Source organism: Trinickia sp., from assembly GCF_051953405.1.
In the GTDB taxonomy this organism is placed as follows: Bacteria; Pseudomonadota; Gammaproteobacteria; order Burkholderiales; family Burkholderiaceae; genus Trinickia.
Genome location: NZ_JBQCIV010000057.1, coordinates 25,118 through 47,821 on the forward strand (window position 1 = coordinate 25,118; position 22,704 = coordinate 47,821).

Consider the following 22,704-nt stretch of genomic DNA (forward strand, 5'->3'; position numbering starts at 1 on the left):
CCGCCGCCGGCACGCGGTGCGGCGGCCATGCGGGAGGGAAACGATGAGCGAAGGGGCTGACCGATCGCCAGCGCGGGCCGCGCAGGCGGCCGTCGAACGGAGCGCCGCACACGTCGGCCCGCCGACGGTCGACATGCTGGAGGCGCACCTCGCGCCGTACGCCGCGCACTCTACCCAATCGCGCGGCCGGCGGTTTCCCGAAGCACCACCCTCGGCGCGTACCGAATTTCAGCGCGACCGCGATCGCATCGTTCACTCCACGGCGTTTCGGCGCCTCGAATACAAGACGCAGGTTTTCGTCAATCACGAAGGCGATCTTTTTCGCACGCGCCTCACCCATAGCTTGGAGGTGGCGCAGATTGCGCGGTCGGTGGCGCGCAATCTGCGCGTCAACGAAGATCTCGTCGAAGCGATTTCGCTCGCCCACGATCTGGGGCACACGCCGTTCGGCCATGCCGGGCAAGATGCGCTGAACGAATGCATGCGCGATCACGGCGGCTTCGAACACAATCTGCAAAGCCTTGCCGTCGTGGACGAACTCGAAGAGCACTACGGCGCCTTCAACGGGCTCAATCTGTGTTTCGAAACGCGCGAAGGCATTTTGAAGCACTGCTCGCGCGAGAACGCGCTCAAGCTCGGCGATCTCGGCGAACGTTTCTTGTCCGGCAAGCGCCCATCGCTCGAAGCGCAGATCGCGAATATCGCCGACGAAATCGCCTATAACAACCACGATGTCGACGACGGCTTGCGCTCGGGGTTCCTCACGATCGAGCAACTGGCGCAAGTCGAGTTGTGGCAGACGCACTACGAGCAAGCGAAGCGCGAGTACGCCCAACTCGACGGCCGCCGGGTGATCCACGAGACGGTGCGCCGGATGATCAACACATTGATCGTCGATCTGATCGACACGACCGGGAGAAATCTTGCCGCGCATGCACCCGGATCGCTCGAGGCGGTGCGCTCGGCGCCCCCTCTGGTTGCCCATAGCGCCACGGTCGCCGCGCAAGCGGCCGAGTTGAAGCGCTTTTTGTTCAAGAACCTCTATCGGCATTACCGCGTCATGCGCATGACGAGCAAAGCCCGGCGCGTGATCAGAGGATTGTTCGAGGCATTCAGCGAAGATCCGCGGCTGTTGCCGCCCGCCTATCTCGCCGAAGACGAAGCCGCGCAGCCGCGGCTCATCGCGCACTACATCGCCGGCATGACCGATCGGTACGCGTTGAAAGAATACCAACGTTTATTTGTCATCAACGATAACTAGAATCCTCGCCCAGTCGCAATGAAAACGTTACCATTTCGGTAATGGGGATGGTACGGCGCCTAGCATGACAAGGCGTTAACTTAGGAGAACTAAATAATGAAGCGTTGCAAGACGTTAGTTCGCTCGTTGGCGCTCGGGGGCGCGTTGCTCGTCGGTGCAAGCCACGCGGCATGGGCTGCGACGGAAGTCCAGTTCTGGCACGCGATGGAAGCGGCGCTCGGCGAGCGCCTGAACGTGATCGTCGACGATTTCAACCGATCGCAGAGCGACTACAAGGTCGTCCCCGTCTTCAAGGGCACGTACGATCAAACGCTCGCCGCCGGCATCGCGGCCTATCGCAGCGGCAATGCGCCAGCGATTCTTCAGGTTTATGAAGTCGGCACCGCTACGATGATGGCGGCGAAAAAGGCTGTCGTGCCCGTCACGGACGTCTTTAAGCAAGCCGGCGTGCCGCTCGACCGAAAGGCATTCGTGCCGACGATCGCGAGCTACTACAGCGACGCGAAAACGGACGAACTCGTTGCGATGCCGTTCAACAGCTCGACCCCGGTCCTTTACTACAACAAGGAAGCGTTCAAGAAGGCCGGGCTCGATCCGAACGCGCCGCCGAAGACCTGGGACGAAGTACGGGCCGACGCAGGCAAGCTGAAGGCGTCGGGCATGTCTTGCGGCTTCACCACGGGCTGGCAATCGTGGATTCAGCTCGAAAACTACAGCGCATGGCATGCCTTGCCGTTCGCATCGGAGAATAACGGCTTCGACGGGCTCGACGCGAAGCTCGAATTCAACAAGCCGCAGCAGGTCGCCCATATCCAGTTCCTGCAGGAGATGGCGAAAGAGGGCACGTTTACCTACGTCGGCCGCAAGGACGAAGCGATCTCGAAGTTCTACAGCGGCGACTGCGGCATTCTCACGAACTCGTCGGGTTCGCTGGCCACGATTCGCAAATATGCGAAGTTCGATTTCGGTACGGGCATGATGCCGTACGACGCGAACGTAAAGGGCGCGCCGCAAAACGCGATCATCGGCGGCGCGAGCCTGTGGGTGCTGGCTGGCAAGGATCCCAACGTCTACAAGGGCGTGGCCAAATTCCTCGCCTACCTTTCTTCGCCGGCCGTGGCAGCCAAGTGGCACGAGGATACGGGCTACCTGCCCGTGACGACAGCCGCGTACGATCTCGCTCGTAGTCAGGGCTTTTATGCGAAGAATCCCGGCGCCGACACGGCGATCAAGCAGATGCTGAACAAACCGCCGCTGCCTTACACGAAGGGTTTGCGTCTGGGCAACATGCCGCAGATTCGCACGATCGTCGACGAAGAACTCGAGCAGGTCTGGGCGCAGAAGAAGGCGCCGAAGGCTGCGCTCGATTCCGCGGCCGACCGCGGCGATGCGCTGTTGCGTCGCTTCGAGCAATCGGCGCAACAGTAACGGCTAGCGGCCGCGAGGCCCCCGACCGATGGATCGCCCATGCACGAACGTTCCCGTTTCGCCGCGAGCCCGCTTCCTTATCTGCTGGTCGCGCCTCAACTCGTCATTACCGGCCTGTTCTTCCTTTGGCCGGCCGGCGTGGCGCTCTGGCAATCGACGCAGACGCAAGATGCGTTCGGCACCTCGAGCGAGTTCGTGGGCCTCGCGAATTTTAGGCATCTGTTCAAGGATCCGCTGTATCTCGATTCGTTCAAAACGACGCTCGTATTCAGTGCGCTCGTGACCGTTTCCGGTCTCGTGCTGTCTCTGTTGCTCGCGGCGTGCGCCGATCGCGTGACGCGCGGCGCGAAGGTCTACCGAACGTTGCTGATTTGGCCGTATGCGGTCGCGCCCGCGATCGCCGCCGTGCTTTGGACGTTCCTATTCAACCCGAGTATCGGCATCGTCACCTATGCGCTCGCGCGAGACGGCATTATCTGGAACCACGCGCTCAGCGGCACGCAGGCGATGACGCTGGTCGTCATCGCGTCCGTCTGGAAGCAGGTTAGCTACAACTTTTTGTTCTTCTACGCGGGCTTGCAAGCCATCCCGCGCTCGCTGATCGAAGCGGCTGCCATCGACGGCGCAGGCCCTGTGCGGCGCTTTTTCGGCATTGCGTTGCCGCTGCTGTCGCCCACGACGTTCTTCCTGTTCGTCGTCAACGTCTGCTACGCGTTCTTCGATACGTTCCCGGTCATCGATGCCGCAACCGGCGGCGGCCCCGCGCAAGCCACCAAGACACTCATCTACAAGATCTTCGCCGAAGGCTTCCAAGGGCTCGACATCGGCAGTTCGGGCGCGCAGTCGGTCGTGTTGATGGCGATCGTCGTCGGTTGTACCGTCATTCAGTTCCGGTTCATCGAACGCAAGGTGCAATACGCATGATCGAGAATCGCAAGGGCTTCGATCTTTTCTGTCACGCCGTGCTGATCGCCGGTGTGGCGCTCGTCGCCTTCCCCGTCTATGTCGCGTTTTGCGCGGCGACGATGAGCGAGCACGAGGTGTTCTCCGTGCCGCTCTCGCTGATCCCGAGCACGCATCTCGTCGAAAACGTGGTCACTGTCTGGTCGCACGGCAGTGGCGATGCGGCGAGCCCGTTCGGGCGCATGCTGATCAACAGCCTCGTCATGGCGCTCGCGATCGCGATCGGCAAAATCGCGGTCTCGATCGTCTCGGCCTATGCCATCGTCTTTTTCCGCTTCCCGTTGCGCAACACGGCGTTTTGGCTGATCTTCGTCACGCTGATGCTGCCCGTGGAAGTGCGGATCTTTCCGACCGTGCAAGTGGTGTCGTCGATGCACCTCACGAACACGTATGCGGGCTTGACGCTGCCGTTGATTGCCTCCGCCACGGCCACGTTCCTGTTTCGGCAATTTTTCATGACGCTGCCCGACGAGTTGATGGATGCGGCGCGCATCGACGGTGCGGGCCCGCTGCGTTTCTTTCGCGATGTCGTCCTACCGCTTTCCAAGACCAACATCGCGGCACTGTTCGTCATTACGTTCATCTACGGCTGGAATCAGTATCTGTGGCCGATTCTGATCACGAGCGAGCCATCGCTGACCACCGCGGTGGTCGGCATCAAATCGATGATTGCGAGCGGCGACACCGCCACCGCATGGCACCTCGTCATGGCCGCCACGCTTTTGGCGATGTTGCCGCCGCTCGTCGTCGTGCTGGCGATGCAACGGTGGTTCGTGCGCGGGCTCGTGGACGCGGAAAAGTAATCGAAAGGGAATCGCTGGACATGTCAGAGCTGACTCTAAAGGGCGTACGCAAGACGTACGACGGCAAGCAGTTCGTGTTGCACGGGATCGATGTCGACGTGAGCGATGGCGAGTTCGTCGTGCTGGTTGGGCCGTCCGGTTGCGGAAAGTCGACGCTGTTGCGGATGGTGGCGGGGCTCGAGAGCGTGTCGGAAGGGAAGATCGCGATCGGCGGGCGCGTCGTCAACGGGCTCGAGCCGAAGGACCGCGATATCGCGATGGTCTTTCAAAACTACGCGCTCTACCCGCATATGAGCGTGAAGGAAAACATGTCGTACGGACTCAAAATCCGGGGCATCGCACGCGCGACGATCGAGTCGCGGGTGGCACAGGCTGCAAAGATTCTCGAACTCGAGCCGCTGCTGACGCGCCGGCCGCGCGAGCTATCGGGCGGGCAGCGTCAACGCGTCGCGATGGGGCGGGCGATCGTCCGGGAACCGTCGGTATTCCTGTTCGACGAGCCGCTCTCGAATCTCGACGCGAAGCTGCGCGTGCAAATGCGTCTCGAAATTCAGCGGCTGCATGCGCGGCTGGCGACGACCAGTCTGTATGTGACGCATGACCAGATCGAGGCGATGACGCTCGCGCAACGCGTGATTGTCATGAACCGCGGGCATGCCGAGCAGATCGGCGCGCCCACGGAAGTGTACGAACGGCCGGCCACGGTGTTCGTCGCGAGCTTCATTGGTTCGCCCGCAATGAACCTGTTCTCGGGCACACTGAGCCCGGACGGCGCGCGCTTCGACGTGGCCGGCGGCGGGCCGGCACTTTCCGTCGCCGGCGCGGCCGGCGTGGGCCGCGAGATCGCGGGCGGGCGCGAGTGGATCCTCGGAATCCGCCCGGAGCACATGACGCCGCGGGCCGATTGCGCGCGGGCGCCGCTCGCCGTGCAAACGTGCGAACTGCTCGGCGCGGATAATCTGATCCACGGGCGCTGGGGCGCGCATGACGTCACGGTACGCGTGGCGCATGGGGAGCGCCCGCGCAGCGGCGAACTCGTTCAGGTTGCATTGCCGCGCGAGCATCTGCATTTCTTCGATCCCGCCACGGGCAAACGTGCGTTTTGAACGCCGGGTTCGCGACTCGCCGCCGATCCGGGCCCGCGGCCGCTGCGACAATCGGGAAACGAAACCTATGACCACAAGCACGAATCGCGCTGCATCGACGTCCCCGCGGCCACGCTGGCCTTACCCGCGGATCGTCGCGCATCGCGGCGGCGGCGCCTTGGCGCCGGAAAACACACTGGCCGCAATCGATATCGGCGCCGGGCGAGGCCTCCAAATGATCGAGTTCGACGCGAAGCTCTCGGCCGATGGCGTCGTGTTCTTGCTGCACGACGACACGGTCGATCGGACGTCGAACGGACGCGGCGCGGCAGCGCGCAAGCCTTACGTCGAGCTTGCGGCACTCGACGCGGGAAGCTGGTTCGGCCCGCGCTTCGCAGGCGAGCGGATGCCGACTTTGGCCGACGTGCGCGAGCGCTGCGAGGCGCATGGGCTTGCCGCCAATATCGAGATCAAGCCGTGCCCGGGCCGGGAGGCGGAAACGGGGCAGCGCGTCGCGCAAGAGGCGGCGCGCTTGTGGCAGGGCGCCGACGTCCCGCCATTGCTCTCGTCGTTTTCATTCGAGGCGCTGGCGAGCGCGCGCGACGCCCAGCCGGGCTTGCCGCGCGGGCTGCTCTTCGGCTCGGTGCCGTCCGACTGGCGCAAGCGCACGGACGCACTCGCTTGCGTGTCGCTCCATGCGGATCATCGAGCGCTCGACGCTCGGCTCGTGCAAGAGATCAAGGCGGCCGGGCTGTTCATCCTCGCCTACACGGTGAACGACCCGCAGCGTGCGCGCACACTCGCCCAATGGGGCGTCGATGCCGTCTGCACGGACCGGATCGACCTCATCGGTGCGGACTTTCTTTCGTAGCGACGCGAACGGAGCAGCGGACGGCGAGCGGCTAGGCGCTGTGCCGTATGGCCGGCGAGATCGGGCCGGCCAATCCGCCAACGCGCCATGCTACCCGCCGTATTACCGCCGTCTTAGCGATTGCGCGCGAGTAGCCAACCCGTTAGAAGAGCAATACCGCCGACAACCGCCATGGTTTCCCAGGGATTTTCGCGAATGTAGCCTTGGGCGTCGCTGAGCGTTGCGCTGGCCCGGTCGCGCAGCGTCTCGCGGGCACCGTCCAGCCGCGCTCGCGCGGCGTCGAGCCGTTTTCTCATTTGCTCGCGCAAGACGGCGGCGTCGGCCTGGGTGCCGTCCGCCAGCGTTTGCTCCAGTTCCGAAAGCAGCTCGCGCATTTCGCCGCCGATACCCTCGGCGGCGTGGCGGCTATGTCGTGCGATTCGGCGCGCGTGCCGGCCGGCATTCGTCCAAGATGTTTCTAGCGCGTCTCGCGTATTCGGTAGTGCGGTCATGGTCGCTCCGTCAGAGATGAATAACGGGATGAACGAACCCGCGAATCCGATGCGGGGAAAACCCACGCGCCGCAACTTCGATGCCCGCGCGTCTTCTCGCCGAGCAGCGCACGGCGAGTGTCCAACCGACACGGGCGGGAAACGAAAATGTGGGACGAAAGACGCGTAGAAAGGTGATCGACGCGTTTTTCTCGACGGTCGAAATTACAACGCCGCCGCATCGGGGCGGCGGCGGATAGGCATGCGGCGAATTTCGACCTAGGCTTTAGAAGGCGTAGCCGACCTTCGCGAATGTGACGATCGGGTTGAGCCTGATCTTTGCTTGAGTCTGGGCTGTCAAGCCGAACGGGCCGATGTTCGTCGTCGTCAGGTTGGCCGTGACGCTCACCGGAATGTAGGAAATCGATAGGCCTGCGAACCAATGTTTGTTGAACGCGTAGTTGAAACCCGCATTGAACACCGGCGCCCAGGAACGATCCGTCGAAACGGAGGTCGGACCGTGCAAGACGTTGTTTTCGAAAGCGGTGTTCGTGATCTGGGCGTTCGTGAACCACACGCGCGTCACGCCGAGGCCGACGTAAGGACGGAACTTGTCCGTGGGTTTCATGAAGTTCCACTTGACCAACAGGGCTGGGCTCCACAGCTTCGCGCTACCGAGCTTGCCGTATTGTCCGTATCCGTCTGCACCGTTGATATCGAACTTCGGCGGGATGCCGAGTTCAAATTCGGTGGAGATGTGGTCGGTGACGAAGTAGCCGAGGCTCAGGCCGAACGTGTCGGAATTGTCGATACGCGCGCCGGTGTTCGGTTGGTACTGATTGACCGATTGGCCAGCGAAGCTGAGCAGTTCGAGGTTGTCGCTACCGCTCTGAGGTGCGAAGTGGAACCACCCCGACGTCACGTAAAAGGTCCCGGCCGATTGGGCATGCGCCACTTGTGCGCAAGCAAGCGCCGCCACGGCCGCTGTAATGGCCTGTTTTAATTTCATCTATGTGCTCCTCCATGAAAGGCCCGCCTATTATGAGTAGAAGGTTTGAAACAAACCAAGCGCGCATGCTAGAGCATTCTCCCTAAGCTGCGCGCATGGTCGCTCGAAGCCGCGCGCGTCTTCGCAAACGCTGCGAACGCCGCATCGTCCCTTGGGGTAATCACCAACGTACTAAACGGAATCCAGCATGGCACGGCTCGCACGTCTTTACGTCCCGAAACAGCCGCAGCACGTCATCCTGCGCGGACTCGATCAGCAGCCCGCCTTTGTCGACGAGCAGGATTACGAGCTTTTCGTCGATTGCTTGAAAGCCGCCTCGCGCGATCATCATCTCGACGTTCACGCTTATGTCCTCATGCCGGGCGCGGTGCAACTGCTCGTCACCCCCAGTGACGAAACCAGTTTGCCCAAGGCCATGCAGGCCGTGGGCCGGCGCTACGTCGCGCACTTCAACCGCCGGTATGCCCGGCGCGGCACGCTCTGGGAGGGGCGCTACCGCGCGACGGTCATCGAGGGCGAGCGCTACTTTCTGCTCGCCAGCCGGGTCATCGAGTTGTGTCCCGTGCGCGCGCAGCTCGTCAGCGCGGCGGAAGACTACCGATGGTCGAGCTATCGGCATCACATCGGGCTGACCGTCGACAGCCTCGTCACCGATCACCCGCTGTATTGGTCGCTCGGCAATACGCCGTTCGAGCGCCAGCGCGCGTACAAGGATTTGTGCGAGCAGCCGCTCGACGAGCGCGAAGCCAACGAACTGCAGCAGGCCACCCTGAAAGGCTGGGTGCTCGGCGGCGATTCGTTCCGGGAGTGGGCGGCGCGGGCGGCGAACCGCCGCGTGTCGCCGCTGCCGCGCGGCCGGCCCAAGAAAGTGCGGGAAGTGCCGCAAACGCCTCAGCCGCCGCACCATCAGTAAAGCGGCCGGCAGGCAATCGGCCGGGCGGGGAGACTCGTCCGGCGCGTAGGAATACGGCGCACGCAACGGCACCGAGGTGTGCCGTTTTTGTTTGCCCTATTTCGATACGGCCCCAATAAAACAGCACCAATTCGATGCATCGATTTTAATGGGGTCCGATCATGCGGTTTTGTTTGCTATTTTATTGATTCGTCGCGTATATTCCGATTTCCAGCGGGTGCCCGCGCCATAAGTGCGCCCCGCTGGCGCGGCGCCTCCCCACCCCCGGTCATCCGCGACAAGTGCGATGTTTCGCGCCACCAGCGCACGCTGGCAGCGAATCGATGCGCGAACCCTCATGCGAACGGCCGTTACGGCCTCTGATACACGGTGTCCCCATGAACGACCATCAACCGATCCAATCGGTACCCGCCGCCCAAGGTCTGTACGACCCAAGCAACGAGCACGACGCCTGCGGCGTCGGTTTTGTCGCTCATATCAAGGGCCACAAGAGTCACGACATCATTGCCCAGGGCCTGAAGATTCTGGAGAACCTGGACCATCGGGGCGCCGTGGGCGCCGATCCGCTGATGGGGGACGGCGCGGGCATCCTGATTCAGATTCCCGATGCGTTCTACCGCGAGGAGATGGCGCGCCAAGGCGTGACGCTGCCGCCGGCCGGGGAATATGGCGTCGGCATGATCTTTTTGCCGAAGGAGCACGCGTCGCGCCTCGCTTGCGAGCAGGAACTCGAACGCACCGTGAAGGCGGAAGGGCAAGTGGTGCTTGGCTGGCGCGACGTCCCGGTCGACCACGCAATGCCGATCTCGCCGGCCGTGAAGGCGACCGAGCCGGTCATCCGCCAGATCTTCATCGGCCGCGGGCGCGACATCATGGTCACCGATGCGCTCGAACGGAAGCTGTACGTCATCCGCAAGACGGCGAGCCATCGCATTCAGGCGCTCAAGCTCAAGCACGGCAAGGAATACTTCGTGCCGTCGATGTCCGCGCGCACCGTCGTCTACAAGGGTCTTTTGCTCGCGGGGCAAGTGGGTGTCTACTATCGCGACCTGCAAGACGAACGGGTGGTGTCGGCGCTCGCGCTCGTGCACCAGCGTTTCTCGACGAACACGTTCCCCGCGTGGGAACTCGCGCACCCGTACCGGATGATCGCCCACAACGGGGAGATCAACACGGTGAAGGGCAACGTCAACTGGCTCAACGCGCGTACCGGCGCGATCGCGAGCGCCGTGCTGGGCGACGATCTGCCCAAGCTATGGCCGCTGATCTACCCGGGCCAGTCCGATACGGCATCGTTCGATAACTGTCTCGAACTGCTCGTCATGGCCGGCTACCCGCTCGTCCACGCGATGATGATGATGATTCCCGAAGCATGGGAGCAGCACACGTTGATGGACGAGAACCGCCGCGCGTTTTACGAATACCACGCCGCGATGATGGAGCCGTGGGACGGTCCCGCTGCAATCGCCTTCACCGACGGCCGTCAAATCGGCGCAACGCTCGACCGCAACGGGCTGCGTCCCGCGCGCTACATCATTACGGAAGACGATCTCGTCATCATGGCCTCGGAATCGGGCGTGCTGCCGATCCCCGAATCGAAGATCGTGAAGAAGTGGCGCCTGCAGCCGGGCAAGATGTTCCTCATCGATATGGAACACGGCCGCATCATCGACGACAAGGAACTGAAGGACAATCTGGCTAACGCGAAGCCCTACAAGAGCTGGATCGACGCCGTGCGTATCAAGCTCGACGAGATCGAGCCGAAGGCCGAGGACGTCGCCACCGAGCGCCGCGAGGCCGCGGCGCTGCTCGACCGCCAGCAGGCGTTCGGCTATACGCAGGAAGACCTGAAGTTCTTGATGGCGCCGATGGCGCAGCAAGGCGAGGAAGCGATCGGCTCGATGGGCAACGATTCGCCGCTCGCCGTGATGTCGAACAAGAACAAGACGCTCTATCACTACTTCAAGCAGCTGTTTGCGCAAGTCACGAACCCGCCGATCGATCCGATCCGGGAAAATATGGTGATGTCGCTCGTGTCGTTCGTCGGCCCGAAGCCGAACTTGCTCGACACCAACAACATCAACCCGCCGATGCGGCTCGAAGTGTCGCAGCCGGTGCTCGATTTCAAGGACATCGCCAAGATCCGCGCGATCGATCAGTACACGGGGGGCAAGTTCAGCTCCTACGAACTGAACATCTGTTATCCGGTGGCATGGGGTAAGGAAGGGATCGAGGCGCGGCTCGCGTCGCTGTGCGCGGAAGCCGTCGATGCGGTCAAGTCCGGCTACAACATGCTGATCGTCTCCGATCGCCGCACCGATCGCGATAACGTCGCCGTCCCGGCGCTGCTCGCGACGGCCGCGATCCACACGCACCTCGTCTCGCACGGGCTGCGCACGAGCACGGGCCTTGTGGTCGAAACGGGCTCGGCGCGCGAGGTCCATCACTTCGCGCTGCTGGCCGGTTACGGCGCGGAAGCGGTTCACCCGTATCTGGCGATGGAGACGCTGGCGCAACTGGCCGTCGGGCTCAAGGGCGATCTCTCGCCGGAGAAGGCGGTCTACAACTTCACGAAGGCGGTCGGCAAGGGCCTGCAGAAGGTCATGTCGAAGATGGGCATCTCCACGTACATGTCGTATACGGGCGCCCAAATCTTCGAAGCGGTCGGCCTGGCCGGCGATCTGGTGGAGAAGTATTTCAAGGGCACGGCGTCGAAGGTGGGCGGCATTGGCCTCTTTGAAGTGGCCGAGGAAGCGATTCGCCTGCATAAGGAAGCCTTCGGCGACAACCCGGTGCTGGCGAACATGCTCGACGCGGGCGGCGAGTACGCTTATCGCGTGCGCGGCGAAGACCATATGTGGACGCCCGACGCGATCGCGAAGCTGCAACACTCGACGCGCAGCAACTCGTATCAGACCTACAAGGAATACGCGCATCTGATCAACGATCAGACGCGCCGTCACATGACGTTCCGCGGCCTATTCGAGTTCAAGGTCGAGCCGACCAAGGCGATTCCCGTCGACGAAGTCGAATCGGCGAAAGATATCGTCAAGCGCTTCGCCACGGGCGCGATGTCGCTCGGTTCGATCAGCACCGAGGCGCATGCCACGCTCGCCATCGCGATGAACCGCATCGGCGGCAAATCGAACACGGGCGAGGGCGGCGAAGACGAAAACCGTTATCGCAACGAGCTGCGCGGGATTCCGATCAAGAACGGCGATACGCTTGCCTCGGTCATCGGCAACGAAATCGTGCGGGACATTGCGTTGAAAGACGGCGATTCGCTGCGCTCGAAGATCAAGCAAGTCGCGTCGGGCCGTTTCGGCGTGACGGCCGAGTATCTGGCGTCGGCCGATCAGATCCAGATCAAGATGGCGCAGGGCGCGAAGCCCGGCGAGGGCGGTCAACTGCCGGGCCACAAGGTGTCGGAGTACATCGGCAAGCTGCGCTACTCGGTGCCCGGCGTCGGCCTGATTTCCCCGCCGCCGCACCACGACATCTATTCGATCGAGGATTTGGCGCAGCTCATTCACGATCTGAAGAACGTCAATCCGGTGTCGAGCATTTCGGTGAAGCTCGTCTCCGAAGTGGGCGTGGGCACGGTGGCCGCGGGCGTAGCCAAGGCGAAGGCCGATCACGTCGTGATCGCCGGCCACGACGGCGGCACGGGGGCCTCGCCGCTCTCCTCGGTCAAGCACGCGGGTACGCCTTGGGAACTCGGCTTGGCCGAAACCCAGCAAACCTTGGTGCTGAACCGTCTGCGCGGCCGTATCCGCGTGCAGGCCGACGGCCAGATGAAGACGGGCCGCGACGTGGTGATCGGCGCGCTGCTGGGCGCGGACGAATTCGGCTTCGCGACGGCGCCGCTCGTCGTCGAAGGCTGCATCATGATGCGCAAGTGCCATCTGAATACCTGCCCTGTCGGCGTCGCGACGCAAGATCCGGTGCTGCGCGCCAAGTTCCAAGGCCAGCCCGAGCACGTCGTCAATTACTTCTTCTTCGTTGCCGAGGAAGTGCGCGAGATCATGGCGCAGCTCGGCATCCGCAAGTTCGACGACCTCATCGGCCGCTCGGACCTGCTCGACATGAAGAAGGGCATCGAGCACTGGAAGGCGAAGGGGCTCGACTTCGCGAACGTGTTCTATCAGCCGAAGGTGGCGAGCGACGTCGCGCGCAAGCATGTCGAAGAGCAGGATCACGGTCTTGCTCGCGCGCTCGATCACACGCTGATCGAGAAGGCGCGCGCCGCGATCGAGCACGGCGAGCATGTCTCGTTCATCCAGCCCGTGCGCAACGTGAATCGCAGCGTCGGCGCGATGCTGTCGGGCGTGATTGCGAAGAAGCACGGTCACGATGGGCTGCCCGACGATTCGATCCACATTCAGTTGAAGGGCACGGCGGGCCAGAGCTTCGGCGCGTTCCTCGCGCGCGGCGTGACGCTCGACCTGGTTGGCGACGGCAACGATTATGTCGGCAAGGGGCTCTCGGGCGGCCGCATCATCATCCGTCCGACGAACGATTTCCGCGGGAAGTCGGAAGAGAACATCATCTGCGGCAATACGGTGATGTACGGGGCGCTCGAAGGCGAAGCGTATCTGCGCGGCGTGGCCGGCGAACGTTTCTGCGTGCGTAACTCGGGGGCGAGCGCGGTGGTCGAGGGCACGGGCGATCACGGCTGCGAGTACATGACGGGCGGCACGGTGGTCGTGCTGGGCGAAACCGGCCGCAACTTCGCGGCGGGGATGTCGGGCGGCGTGGCGTTCGTCTACGACGTGGACGGTACGTTCGCGAGCAAGTGCAACAAGGCCATGGTCGCGCTCGAGCCGGTGCTGCAACAGGCCGAGCAAGAGCGCACCGTGGATCGCGGGCTCTGGCATGCCGGGGTGACCGACGAAGCGCTGCTCAAGGGCCTCGTGGAGCGGCACTTCCAGTTCACCGGTTCGCCGCGCGCCAAGGCGCTGCTCGAGAACTGGGATGCGTCGCGCCGGCAGTTCGTCAAGGTCTTCCCGACGGAGTACAAGCGCGCGCTCGGCGAATTGGCCGCGAAGAAGGCGGCCAAGGAGGCGCTGGCCGCGTAAGCGACCGACGCTTGAACGAGGCGCGGTGCCGGATAGGGCGGCGCCTCGACAAGAATCCCAAGCGGCCCGCGAAGGTCGCGCGCCCGATTGAATCGAATCGAGCGGCGCGCAGCCTTCGCCGGCCCACCCCGATACCGACGATTTTGGAAAGAAGAGCACCCTATGGGCAAGGCAACCGGTTTTCTCGAATTTGAGCGCCGCCATGAGGCGTATGAAGCCCCGCTCGCGCGCGTGAAGCACTACAAGGAATTCGTGCAGGCGCTCACCGACGACGACGCGAAGGTGCAAGGCGCGCGTTGCATGGATTGCGGCATTCCGTTTTGCAACAACGGCTGTCCCGTCAACAACATCATTCCGGATTTCAACGATCTCGTTTATCACCAAGATTGGCAGCGCGCGATCGACGTGCTCCATTCGACGAACAACTTCCCCGAATTCACGGGCCGTATCTGTCCGGCACCGTGCGAGGCGGCGTGCACGCTCGGCATCAACGCCGATCCCGTCGGCATCAAGTCGATCGAACACGCGATCATCGACAAGGCCTGGAGCCAAGGCTGGGTCGTGCCGCAGCCGCCCAAGAAGAAGACGGGCAAGAAGGTAGCCGTCGTCGGTTCGGGCCCCGCCGGTTTGGCGGCCGCGCAACAACTCGCGCGCGCTGGCCATGAAGTGACGGTGTTCGAGAAGAACGATCGGATCGGCGGGCTGCTGCGCTACGGCATCCCCGATTTCAAGCTCGAGAAGTGGCTCATCGATCGGCGCATGCGCCAGATGGAGGCCGAAGGCGTCACGTTCCGCACGAACGTGTTCATCGGCCAGGAGCCGCTCGCCGCGCACATCGGCAACACGGCCAAGGAAACGATCGCGCCCGCGGCGCTCAAGGAGCAGTTCGATGCCGTCGTGATCGCGGGCGGCGCCGAGACGCCGCGCGATTTGCCGGTGCCGGGGCGCGAGCTCGCCGGCGTCCATTACGCGATGGAGTTCTTGCCGCAGCAAAACAAGGTCAATGCTGGCGATAAGCTCGCCGATCAGCTGCTCGCGAAGGGCAAGCATGTGATCGTGATCGGCGGCGGCGATACGGGCTCGGACTGCGTGGGCACGTCGAATCGGCATGGCGCGAAGAGCGTGACGCAATTCGAGCTGCTGCCGCAGCCGCCCGAAGCGGAAAACAAGCCGCTCGTCTGGCCGTACTGGCCGATCAAGCTGCGCACCTCTTCGTCGCATGAGGAAGGGTGCAGCCGCGATTGGTCGATCGCGACCAAGCGCTTCGAAGGCAAGAACGGCAAGGTCGAAAAGCTCATCGCCGCGCGCGTGGAATGGAAGGACGGCAAGATGCAGGAAGTGCCGGGCTCGGAGTTCGAGATGAAGGCCGATCTCGTTCTGCTCGCGATGGGCTTCACGCAACCGGCCGCGCCGGTGCTCGACGCCTTGCGCGTCGACAAGGATGCGCGCGGGAACGTGCGGGCGTCGACCGAGGGCGAGCGTGCTTACTACACGTCTGTCGACAAGGTGTTCGCGGCGGGCGACATGCGGCGTGGGCAATCGCTGGTGGTGTGGGCGATTCGCGAAGGCCGCCAATGCGCACGCGCCGTCGATGCGTACCTCATGGGCAGCTCGGAGTTGCCCCGCTGATCGTATGACGGTATGACGGAGCGCGAGGCCATCGGAGACGATTCGGATCGTTGTTGGCATCGCTGCTTCATCGCACTGGTGCCGGGCCCCGCCACGCGCGATGCGCTGGCGGCATTGCCCGTCGGCCCGGCCGCGCGGCGCGTGGCCGTCGATCAGTTGCATATGACGGTGGCGTTTCTTGGAAGCGTCGAGCCTCGCACGGGCGCGATGCTGGCGCAGCGGCTCGGATCGGTGGTAGGGCCCTTGGCACCGCAGCGTGCCGAGCCTAGCGAGTATTGGCCGAGCGCTGCGCATCCCAGGCTCGTCGTCGTGCCGTTTGCCGCCGACAACGGGCTGGCCGAACTCGAGGCGCGCGTGCGCGCACTCGTCGGCTCGCTCGGTCTGCCCGTCGACGACCATCGTCCCTTTCGTCCTCACATTACGCTGGCGCGCTTTGCGCGTTCGCCACGTTCGGCGCGGCCCACGCGCGAAGCGAGCGTCGGGCTCGGACGCGTGGCGTCGCACGGCGCAGTGCCGCTCGCTGCGGCGACGCTCGAGGTCATTCCCCGTTTCGATACGTTGACGTTGTATTCGAGCACGCTCGCACGCCATGGTGCGCGCTACCGGGCGCTGGCGTCGGTGGTGGTGCCGGCGGCTTGAGACGCCGCTCGAGCAATCGATGTTCGAACGCTGCCCTATGCCGCCGCGCGTTCGTCGGCGCGCTCGATATCGAGCACTTGGTCGTGCAGCGCGACGAGCGATTCGCGGTGCGCCACGCTCATGATGGCCGTCTTCGGCAGCCGTTCGGTCAGCAATCGATACACGTGCGCTTCGTTGGCGGGATCGAGCGCGCTTGTCGCTTCGTCGAGGAACAGGAAGTCGGGCTTGTGCAACAGGATGCGCGCGCAGGCGAGGCGTTGTTGTTCGCCCGGGGAGAGCACGCGGCTCCAGTGTGCCGATTCGCTCAGACGTTCGACGTAATCGTCGAGCCGCGCGAGGCGCAGGACGTCGCGGCAGTCTTCGTCGGAGAAGGCTTCGGCGGTCGCGGGATAAGCGAGCGCGGCTTTGAGCGTGCCGATCGGTAGGTAAGTTTGTTGCGGCACGAACATCGTGCGAGCCCCGACCGGCGCGTCGATGGCGCCGTCGCCGAACGGCCAGAGTCCGGCGAAGGCGCGTAGCAGGGTGCTCTTGCCGGCGCCGGACGGGCCACGCACGAGCCAGCGCGAGCCCGGTTTCACGGTGATGTCCGAGATGGCGGCGAGCGGTGTGCCGTTGGGCAGGGCGAGCCGCAGGTCGCGGGTCGTGAGCGTGTCGGCGTCGACGTAGTGCAGATTGATGCCGCCATGCTCGGTGGCGGGGGAGACCGATTCGCGCATATGCGTGCTTTGAATCACGCGCGTGAATTCACGCAGACGATTGACCGTGGCGCGCCACGAAACCAATGAGCCGTAATTGTCGATAAACCAAGAGAACGAGCCGCTGACGGTGCCGAAGGCATCGACGATCTGCATCAAGACGCCCAGCGTGAAGGCACCGGAAAAGTAGCGGGGGGCGGCCACGACAAACGGAAAGATGATCGCGGCCTGTGCGTAGAAGGTCGTTACGACGCTCAGGCGCCGCGTGTATCGCATGATGCGCCACCAGTTGTCGCGGATCCGCCCGAAGATGTGCTCAGCGCCGGCATGCTCCGTTCGAACGCCGTCGTAAAATGCGATCGGTTCGGCGTTTTCGCGCACCCGAATCAGCCCGAAACGGAAATCCGCTTCCACGCGCTGTTGTTGGTAATTGATCGAAATGAGCGAGCGGCCGACCTTGTGAATAAGGTATGACCCGCCGATGGCATAGACGCCGGCTGCCCACACCATGTAGCCGGGTATCTTCCACGTCGATCCCGCGAAATGCGCGATCAGCGGGCCGCCGATCGTCCACAGGATCGTAATGAACGAAAAGAGCGTAACGAGCGTCGAAAAAAGCCCGAGTGTCAGTTGAAGCGTATTCGACGCGAATGACTGAAGGTCGTCGCTGATCCGCTGATCGGGGTTGTCGGCGAGCCTATCGCGCTCGATCCGATAGAACGCCGCTTCGCCCAGCCAGGCTCGAAGGTATCGCGTCGTCAGCCACTGGCGCCACCGAAACTCGAGCATCTGGCGCAAGTAGGTTCGGTAAGCCGCCATGACGATAAAGAAAGGCACGGCCGCCGAAAAGAGAAAGAGCTGATGCGAATACTGCGCAACGTCCTTCGCTTGCAGGGCGTTGTAAAACTTCGCGTTCCACGAATTGAACCAGACGTTGAAACCGACGATGAGCAGGTTGATGACGACGATCGTCGCCAACAGTCCCCATGCGGCTTTCCAGTCTTCGGATACCCAGTAAGGCTTGATTAGGCCCCAGGCTGTCGTCGAATAGGGCTGGGGCGGCGTGTCGTCACGCTCGGGGACGGGAATAAGCGCTGAAGTCATAGGTCTTCCGAACGGTGTTTCCGAATCTGGTGCGTGAGCCCGCGGCAACCGGGCACGGGAGCCGGACGAGGACCGGCGAATTCTTGCGCAGCCCCCTTAAAACAGTCTTAATCGACGGCGCAACTGATCGTTTCGCTCAGATCTGTGCCATCGTGTCGGCTGCGGACGCAGGCTGCGTGCCGCGCGCCGCGATCGGACATTGTGCCAGAGTGCGCGAGCGCCCCCGCTTTGTCCGATTCGCCTACCGAAAACCCGCGAAAAAAGGGCCCGTTTGCGAGCCTGCGTCACGGCGCCTCGTTTGCGGGCGGTCGCGCTTTTATGGTCTAATGGCCCACGACGAAACAGGGGTGCTTTGCGCGTTTTGTTAGGTGGTGGGTACGGCGGCTTGCCGTACTAGCGCGAGGCTGAGAGAGACCCTTCGCACCCGATCCGGATAATACCGGCGCGGGAAGTTTCGGGAACGCTTTGCGTGGGACGCCCGCTTGCCGGCCGTCCTTCCCCGCCGGGCCGCGTCCGCTTTGTCGGCGCCGTTTGCCCGGCCGGCCCCACCGGCCGGTTTCGTCCTCGTGTACGCGCGCATTTCGCCGCCGTACGAAAAGGATGACCCGATGACCGTTCAATCTTCAGTGGTTTCGGCGGGCGCGCAGCCCGATTTCGCCGTGCTCGGCGGCGGGCTTTGCGGCCGGCTCGTCGCTTGGCGGCTCGCCGGCGCGGGCCACCAGGTGGCGCTCTACGAACGCGGGGACGCGTCGGGCGCTTCGTCCGCCGCTTGGGTCGCCGCCGCGATGCTCGCCCCGCTGGCAGAGGCCGCCGTCGCCGAGCCGCTGATCGTCGAACTCGGCGCCGCGTCGCTCGACGAATGGCCGCGTCTCATTGCCCAGTTGCCCGCTCCGGTCTTTTTCCAGCGTAACGGCACGCTTGTCGTCTGGCACCACACCGACCGCGCCGAGGCGGCATTGTTCGAGCGTCGCGTACGCGCCAATGCGCCGGCCGCGCTGCTGGGCGACGACGCGTTCAGGCGCGTCGACGCCCAAGCGCTCGCAGCCGCCGAGCCCGCGCTGGCAGGACGCTTTGCGACGGGATGGCTGTTGCCGCACGAAGGACAGCTCGACAACCGCCAGGTGCTGTCGGCGCTTGCGCAGGGGCTGGCCGAGCGCGGCGTGCGCACGCACTGGCACACGTGCGTCGACGACGCGGCCCCGCCGCCCGCCCGTGTGACGATCGATTGCCGCGGGCTCGGTGCGAAACCGGTGTTGCCCACCTTGCGTGGAATACGCGGCGAGGTGGCGCGCATCAAGGCGCCGGGCATCGGCTTGACGCGCCCGGTGCGGATGCTCCATCCGCGCTATCCGATCTACCTCGCACCGAAAGAAGACGACGTTTATGTCGTGGGGGCGACCGAGATCGAAGGCGAGGACATGTCGCCTGTCAGCGTGCGTTCGGCGCTCGAACTGCTGAGCGCCGCATTCGCCGTCCATCCCGGGTTCGGCGAGGCGCGGATTCTCGAACTGAACACGCAATGCCGGCCGACGCTGCCCGATCATCGCCCCGCCATCGGTTGGGACGGCGCGCGAACGCTGACGGTCAACGGGCTGTATCGCCACGGATATATGATCGCGCCGGAGGTATCGAAGACGGCGGCGGATCTGGCAAGCGCGATGCTGGCGGGGCAACTCAAGGATGCGGAAAGTTTCGACGCGCTGCGCGCCGCGTCGCCTTGGCCAGCGATGCTTCATCGCGCCGGCGCGCCAGCGAGCGCGGTGCCGGCCGTGGGCGCGTGAGCGCCGGCGAGCCGTCGATGCAACCCGACGTGTGAGGCATTCGCCTAGCCGACGTCGTTTAGTCATTAGTTAAACGCGAAACGTATCGCCGATCATGGACATTCAAGTCAATCAAACTCCGCTGTCGCTGCCCGAGCAAGCGACGCTCGCCGACGCGCTGTCGCTTTTCGGCGCGCGTCCCCCGTTCGCCGTCGCGGTGAACGGCGAGTTCGTCTCGCGCGCTTTGCACGCGGCGCGGACCTTGCAGCCGGGCGACAAGATCGACGTCGTCCACCCCGTGGCGGGCGGTTGAACACCGACCGCCCGCGCGTGCCGGGCGCATGATCGGGGCGGGCCGACGCCTGGCTCGTCCGATCGTTGGAGCGATCGTTCGTCCGATCGCGCGACCGGTTCGAAGCGGAGCGACCGCTTTGCGCGCCTCTATAGCCCGATCCACACGCTATTTGCATCCGAGTTTCACAGGACCTTCGATGAACTCCGCTCAAGAACCCGCCACCTTGCCCGCCGACGCCCTGACGCTGTACGGCACCGCTTTCGCGAGCCGTGTGCTGCTCGGAACGTCGCGCTACCCCTCCTTGCAATCGCTGGGCGATTCGATCGATGCCGGTCGGCCCGGGATGGTGACGGTCGCGCTGCGCCGGCAGATGAACGCGCAAACGGCCGAAGCCGGTTTCTTCGATCTGCTCAAGGCGCGCCGGGTGCCGCTGCTGCCGAACACGGCCGGATGCCAGAGCGTGGCCGAAGCCGTGACGACGGCGCACATGGCGCGGGAGGTGTTCGAGACCGATTGGATCAAGCTGGAACTGATCGGCGACGATTACACGCTGCAGCCCGATCCGATCGGGTTGATCGAAGCGGCGACGCGGCTCGTCAAGGACGGCTTCAAGGTGCTGCCGTACTGCACGGAGGATTTGGTCGTCGGGCGTCGGCTGCTCGATGCGGGCTGCGAAGCATTGATGCCGTGGGGCGCGCCGATCGGCACCGGCAAGGGCGTCGTCAATCCTTACGGCCTGCGCGTGCTGCGCGAGCGGCTGCCCGACGTGCCGTTGATCGTCGACGCCGGCCTGGGCGTGCCGTCGCACGCCTGCCAAGTCATGGAGTGGGGATTCGACGGCGTGTTGCTCAATACCGCGGTCTCCCAAGCGACGCACCCGGCGGCGATGGCGCGCGCGTTCGCGCTGGCCGTGGAAGCGGGCCGCGAGGCTTATGTGGCCGGGCCGATGGCCGAGCGCGAGAGCGCCCACGCAAGTACGCCCGTCGTCGGCATGCCGTTTTGGCATCAGGATCGGCAATGAGCACGGCCCGCGTTCGGATCATGGTTTGTCGGCGAGTGCGCGCGCTCGACGGTGTGGGGAGGCGCATATGCGAAGGTTGACGCTGTCCGAGCGCGATTTGTTTTGGCCGCCGGCCGACGAATTGATGGAGGCGGCCGAGCGCATTCGCGCGCAGCTCGGCGACTGGCCGAGCGCGACGCGCGCTTGGCGCATTTGCTTGACGCCGCACGAGACCGTGGGCGTGGACGATTTGGTCGTGCTCGTCGGCCGCGAGGCCGAACCCGCCGAGGCGCTCGCCTGGCGCGCGGCCGGTGCCGCGCTGATCGAAGCCGACGCGCACGGTGCGATGCTGACGACGGCGGCCGGTGGGCGCTATGCCCTCGAAGGCGCGCCGGCCGAGGATTGGCTCGCCGCGCTGGCGGCATTTCTCCACTGCGGCTTCGAGCCCCACGATGCGCTCGTGCTGGCGCTGGCTTGGCGCGACGGCGATGAAACCCGCGGCGACGACGCGTGGCCCGTCGACTTGTCGCGCTTTCCGCGCGTCGCCGGCTTGCCGGCTGCGCCCGAGCGGCCTTTCCCGCCGTGCGAGCCGCGGCTCGGGTTGTATCCCGTCTTGCCGAGTGCGCAATGGGTCGAACGCGTGCTTGCGCTTGGCGTGGCGACCGCGCAATTGCGCGCAAAAGACTTGGCGGGTGCGCCGCTGCGTGACGAAATCGCACGGGCGGTGGCGGCGGGCCGTCGCCATGGCGCCAGCGTCTTCATCAACGATCATTGGCGCGAGGCTGCGCAAGCCGGCGCGTACGGCGTGCATCTGGGCCAGGAAGACCTCGAAACGGCCGATCTGGGTGCGATCGCCCAGTCGGGGATGCGGCTCGGCCTATCGACGCACGGCTATTACGAAATGCTGCGGGCATTGCATTTCCGGCCGAGCTACCTCGCTTTCGGCGCGATTTTCCCGACGGGAACGAAAACCGTCGCAACGGCGCCACAGGGGCTTGCGCGGCTCGAGCGCTATGTGCGGTTGCTGAATGGCCACGTTCCGCTCGTCGCGATCGGCGGCATCGACCTTGCTCGCCTACCGGCCGTGCTCGCGACGGGCGTAGGCAGCGCGGCGCTCGTGAGCGCAATTACCGCCGCTGCCGACCCCGCGTCGGCGGTAGAACTATTACAACGGGCTTTCGCCGATTAGGGGCGGCGCCGCGAGCGCGAGCGGCCGGCAACGCATCGTTGCGTGCGCGGCAGCGGTGGTGTCAACACAGGGTAATCGCTGAGGCCCTATAATTCCGCTTCCGCGTAAAAGGAAAGTCCGCTTCGTGCCGCCTTCATCCTCCGAGCCAATTCTCGAACTTCGCAACGTCGACTTCGGTTACGACGAGAGCCGTCTCGTTCTCTCGAAGCTGAACATGCGCTTCGAGCGCGGGCAGGTCGTGGCCGTCATGGGAGGCTCCGGCGGCGGCAAGACGACCGTGCCGCGGCTGATCGGCGGCCTCGAGCGGGCGCGCCGCGGCGAGGTGCTGTTTCAGGGGCGCGACGTCGGCAACCAGACGCGCGAGGGCCTTTACGCGTTGCGCCGCAAGATGGGCATGCTGTTCCAGTTCGGCGCGCTCTTCACCGACATGTCAGTGTTCGAGAACGTCGCTTTCGCGTTGCGCGAGCATACCGATTTGCCCGAGCCTCTGATCCGCGACCTCGTCCTCATGA

At 64.3% G+C, this 22,704-nt stretch carries 18 protein-coding genes and 1 riboswitch; of the genes, 15 read left to right on the forward strand and 3 right to left on the reverse strand.

Annotation, left to right across the window (positions count from 1 at the left end; all coding sequences use genetic code 11):
* Positions 1-43: 43 nt before the first annotated feature.
* The 6 genes from ACTHN9_RS09400 to ugpQ all read left to right on the forward strand — a co-directional run bounded on the left by ACTHN9_RS09400 (position 44) and on the right by ugpQ (position 6,411).
* Complete coding sequence (locus ACTHN9_RS09400) at positions 44-1,261, forward strand: deoxyguanosinetriphosphate triphosphohydrolase (protein ID WP_440536485.1); 1,218 nt, start codon at positions 44-46, stop codon at positions 1,259-1,261.
* Positions 1,262-1,357: 96 nt separating this feature from the next.
* Entirely contained in the window at positions 1,358-2,689 is a 1,332-nt protein-coding gene (ugpB, locus tag ACTHN9_RS09405; RefSeq protein ID WP_440536486.1) for a sn-glycerol-3-phosphate ABC transporter substrate-binding protein UgpB, read from the forward strand.
* A gap of 39 nt (positions 2,690-2,728) precedes the next feature.
* Positions 2,729-3,613, forward strand: coding sequence for a sn-glycerol-3-phosphate ABC transporter permease UgpA (ugpA, locus tag ACTHN9_RS09410; protein WP_440536487.1), 885 nt, complete (start codon positions 2,729-2,731; stop codon positions 3,611-3,613).
* Positions 3,610-4,455, forward strand: coding sequence for a sn-glycerol-3-phosphate ABC transporter permease UgpE (ugpE, locus tag ACTHN9_RS09415; protein ID WP_440536488.1), 846 nt, complete (start codon positions 3,610-3,612; stop codon positions 4,453-4,455). The genes ugpA and ugpE overlap by 4 nt, the downstream gene beginning before the upstream one ends.
* Before the next feature lie 20 nt (positions 4,456-4,475).
* Positions 4,476-5,561, forward strand: coding sequence for a sn-glycerol-3-phosphate import ATP-binding protein UgpC (locus ACTHN9_RS09420; RefSeq protein WP_440536489.1), 1,086 nt, complete (start codon positions 4,476-4,478; stop codon positions 5,559-5,561).
* Between the two features lie 67 nt (positions 5,562-5,628).
* Positions 5,629-6,411, forward strand: a complete 783-nt coding sequence (gene ugpQ / locus ACTHN9_RS09425) for a glycerophosphodiester phosphodiesterase (protein WP_440536490.1) — start codon at positions 5,629-5,631, stop codon at positions 6,409-6,411.
* Positions 6,412-6,524: 113 nt separating this feature from the next.
* On the opposite strand, the gene ACTHN9_RS09430 is transcribed toward ugpQ, so the two are convergent.
* Both ACTHN9_RS09430 and ACTHN9_RS09435 read right to left on the reverse strand, forming a co-directional pair.
* Positions 6,525-6,902 carry a DUF883 family protein gene (locus ACTHN9_RS09430; RefSeq protein WP_440536491.1) on the reverse strand — a complete coding sequence of 126 codons (378 nt, stop codon included), beginning with the start codon at positions 6,900-6,902 and terminating at the stop codon, positions 6,525-6,527.
* Between the two features lie 265 nt (positions 6,903-7,167).
* Positions 7,168-7,890 (reverse strand): OmpW/AlkL family protein, encoded by a 723-nt coding sequence (locus ACTHN9_RS09435; RefSeq protein WP_440536492.1) that lies wholly within the window; start codon positions 7,888-7,890, stop codon positions 7,168-7,170.
* A 187-nt stretch (positions 7,891-8,077) separates the two neighbouring features.
* Between ACTHN9_RS09435 and ACTHN9_RS09440 the strand changes: the two genes are divergently transcribed.
* From ACTHN9_RS09440 to thpR, 4 genes are all read left to right on the forward strand, one after another.
* The gene (locus ACTHN9_RS09440; RefSeq protein ID WP_440536493.1) at positions 8,078-8,803 is read left to right on the forward strand and encodes a transposase; all 726 of its coding nucleotides are present in this window, start codon (positions 8,078-8,080) and stop codon (positions 8,801-8,803) included.
* A 377-nt stretch (positions 8,804-9,180) separates the two neighbouring features.
* A complete protein-coding gene (locus tag ACTHN9_RS09445; protein WP_440536494.1) occupies positions 9,181-13,881 on the forward strand; it encodes a glutamate synthase-related protein in 4,701 nt (1,566 codons plus the stop codon).
* Positions 13,882-14,043: 162 nt separating this feature from the next.
* Positions 14,044-15,510, forward strand: coding sequence for a glutamate synthase subunit beta (locus tag ACTHN9_RS09450; protein ID WP_440536495.1), 1,467 nt, complete (start codon positions 14,044-14,046; stop codon positions 15,508-15,510).
* A gap of 12 nt (positions 15,511-15,522) precedes the next feature.
* Positions 15,523-16,149: an RNA 2',3'-cyclic phosphodiesterase gene (gene thpR / locus ACTHN9_RS09455; RefSeq protein WP_440536496.1), complete on the forward strand. Its 627-nt coding sequence runs from the start codon at positions 15,523-15,525 to the stop codon at positions 16,147-16,149.
* Between the two features lie 35 nt (positions 16,150-16,184).
* Here thpR and ACTHN9_RS09460 read toward each other — a convergent pair whose 3' ends face one another.
* Positions 16,185-17,948 (reverse strand): ABC transporter ATP-binding protein/permease, encoded by a 1,764-nt coding sequence (locus tag ACTHN9_RS09460; RefSeq protein ID WP_440536497.1) that lies wholly within the window; start codon positions 17,946-17,948, stop codon positions 16,185-16,187.
* Positions 17,949-18,281: 333 nt separating this feature from the next.
* Positions 18,282-18,416: riboswitch (TPP riboswitch) on the forward strand.
* 140 nt (positions 18,417-18,556) lie between these two features.
* Between ACTHN9_RS09460 and ACTHN9_RS09465 the strand changes: the two genes are divergently transcribed.
* The 5 genes from ACTHN9_RS09465 to ACTHN9_RS09485 form a co-directional block, all read left to right on the forward strand.
* On the forward strand, positions 18,557-19,729 hold the full coding sequence (locus ACTHN9_RS09465; RefSeq protein ID WP_440536498.1) for an FAD-dependent oxidoreductase: 1,173 nt from the start codon (positions 18,557-18,559) through the stop codon (positions 19,727-19,729).
* A 94-nt stretch (positions 19,730-19,823) separates the two neighbouring features.
* A complete protein-coding gene (thiS, locus tag ACTHN9_RS09470) occupies positions 19,824-20,021 on the forward strand; it encodes a sulfur carrier protein ThiS (RefSeq protein ID WP_440536499.1) in 198 nt (65 codons plus the stop codon).
* 178 nt (positions 20,022-20,199) lie between these two features.
* A complete protein-coding gene (locus tag ACTHN9_RS09475; protein WP_440536500.1) occupies positions 20,200-21,024 on the forward strand; it encodes a thiazole synthase in 825 nt (274 codons plus the stop codon).
* A gap of 67 nt (positions 21,025-21,091) precedes the next feature.
* Positions 21,092-22,192 (forward strand): thiamine phosphate synthase, encoded by a 1,101-nt coding sequence (thiE, locus tag ACTHN9_RS09480; protein ID WP_440536501.1) that lies wholly within the window; start codon positions 21,092-21,094, stop codon positions 22,190-22,192.
* Between the two features lie 124 nt (positions 22,193-22,316).
* On the forward strand, positions 22,317-22,704 hold a 388-nt coding region (locus ACTHN9_RS09485), incomplete at its 3' end, for an ATP-binding cassette domain-containing protein (RefSeq protein WP_440536502.1).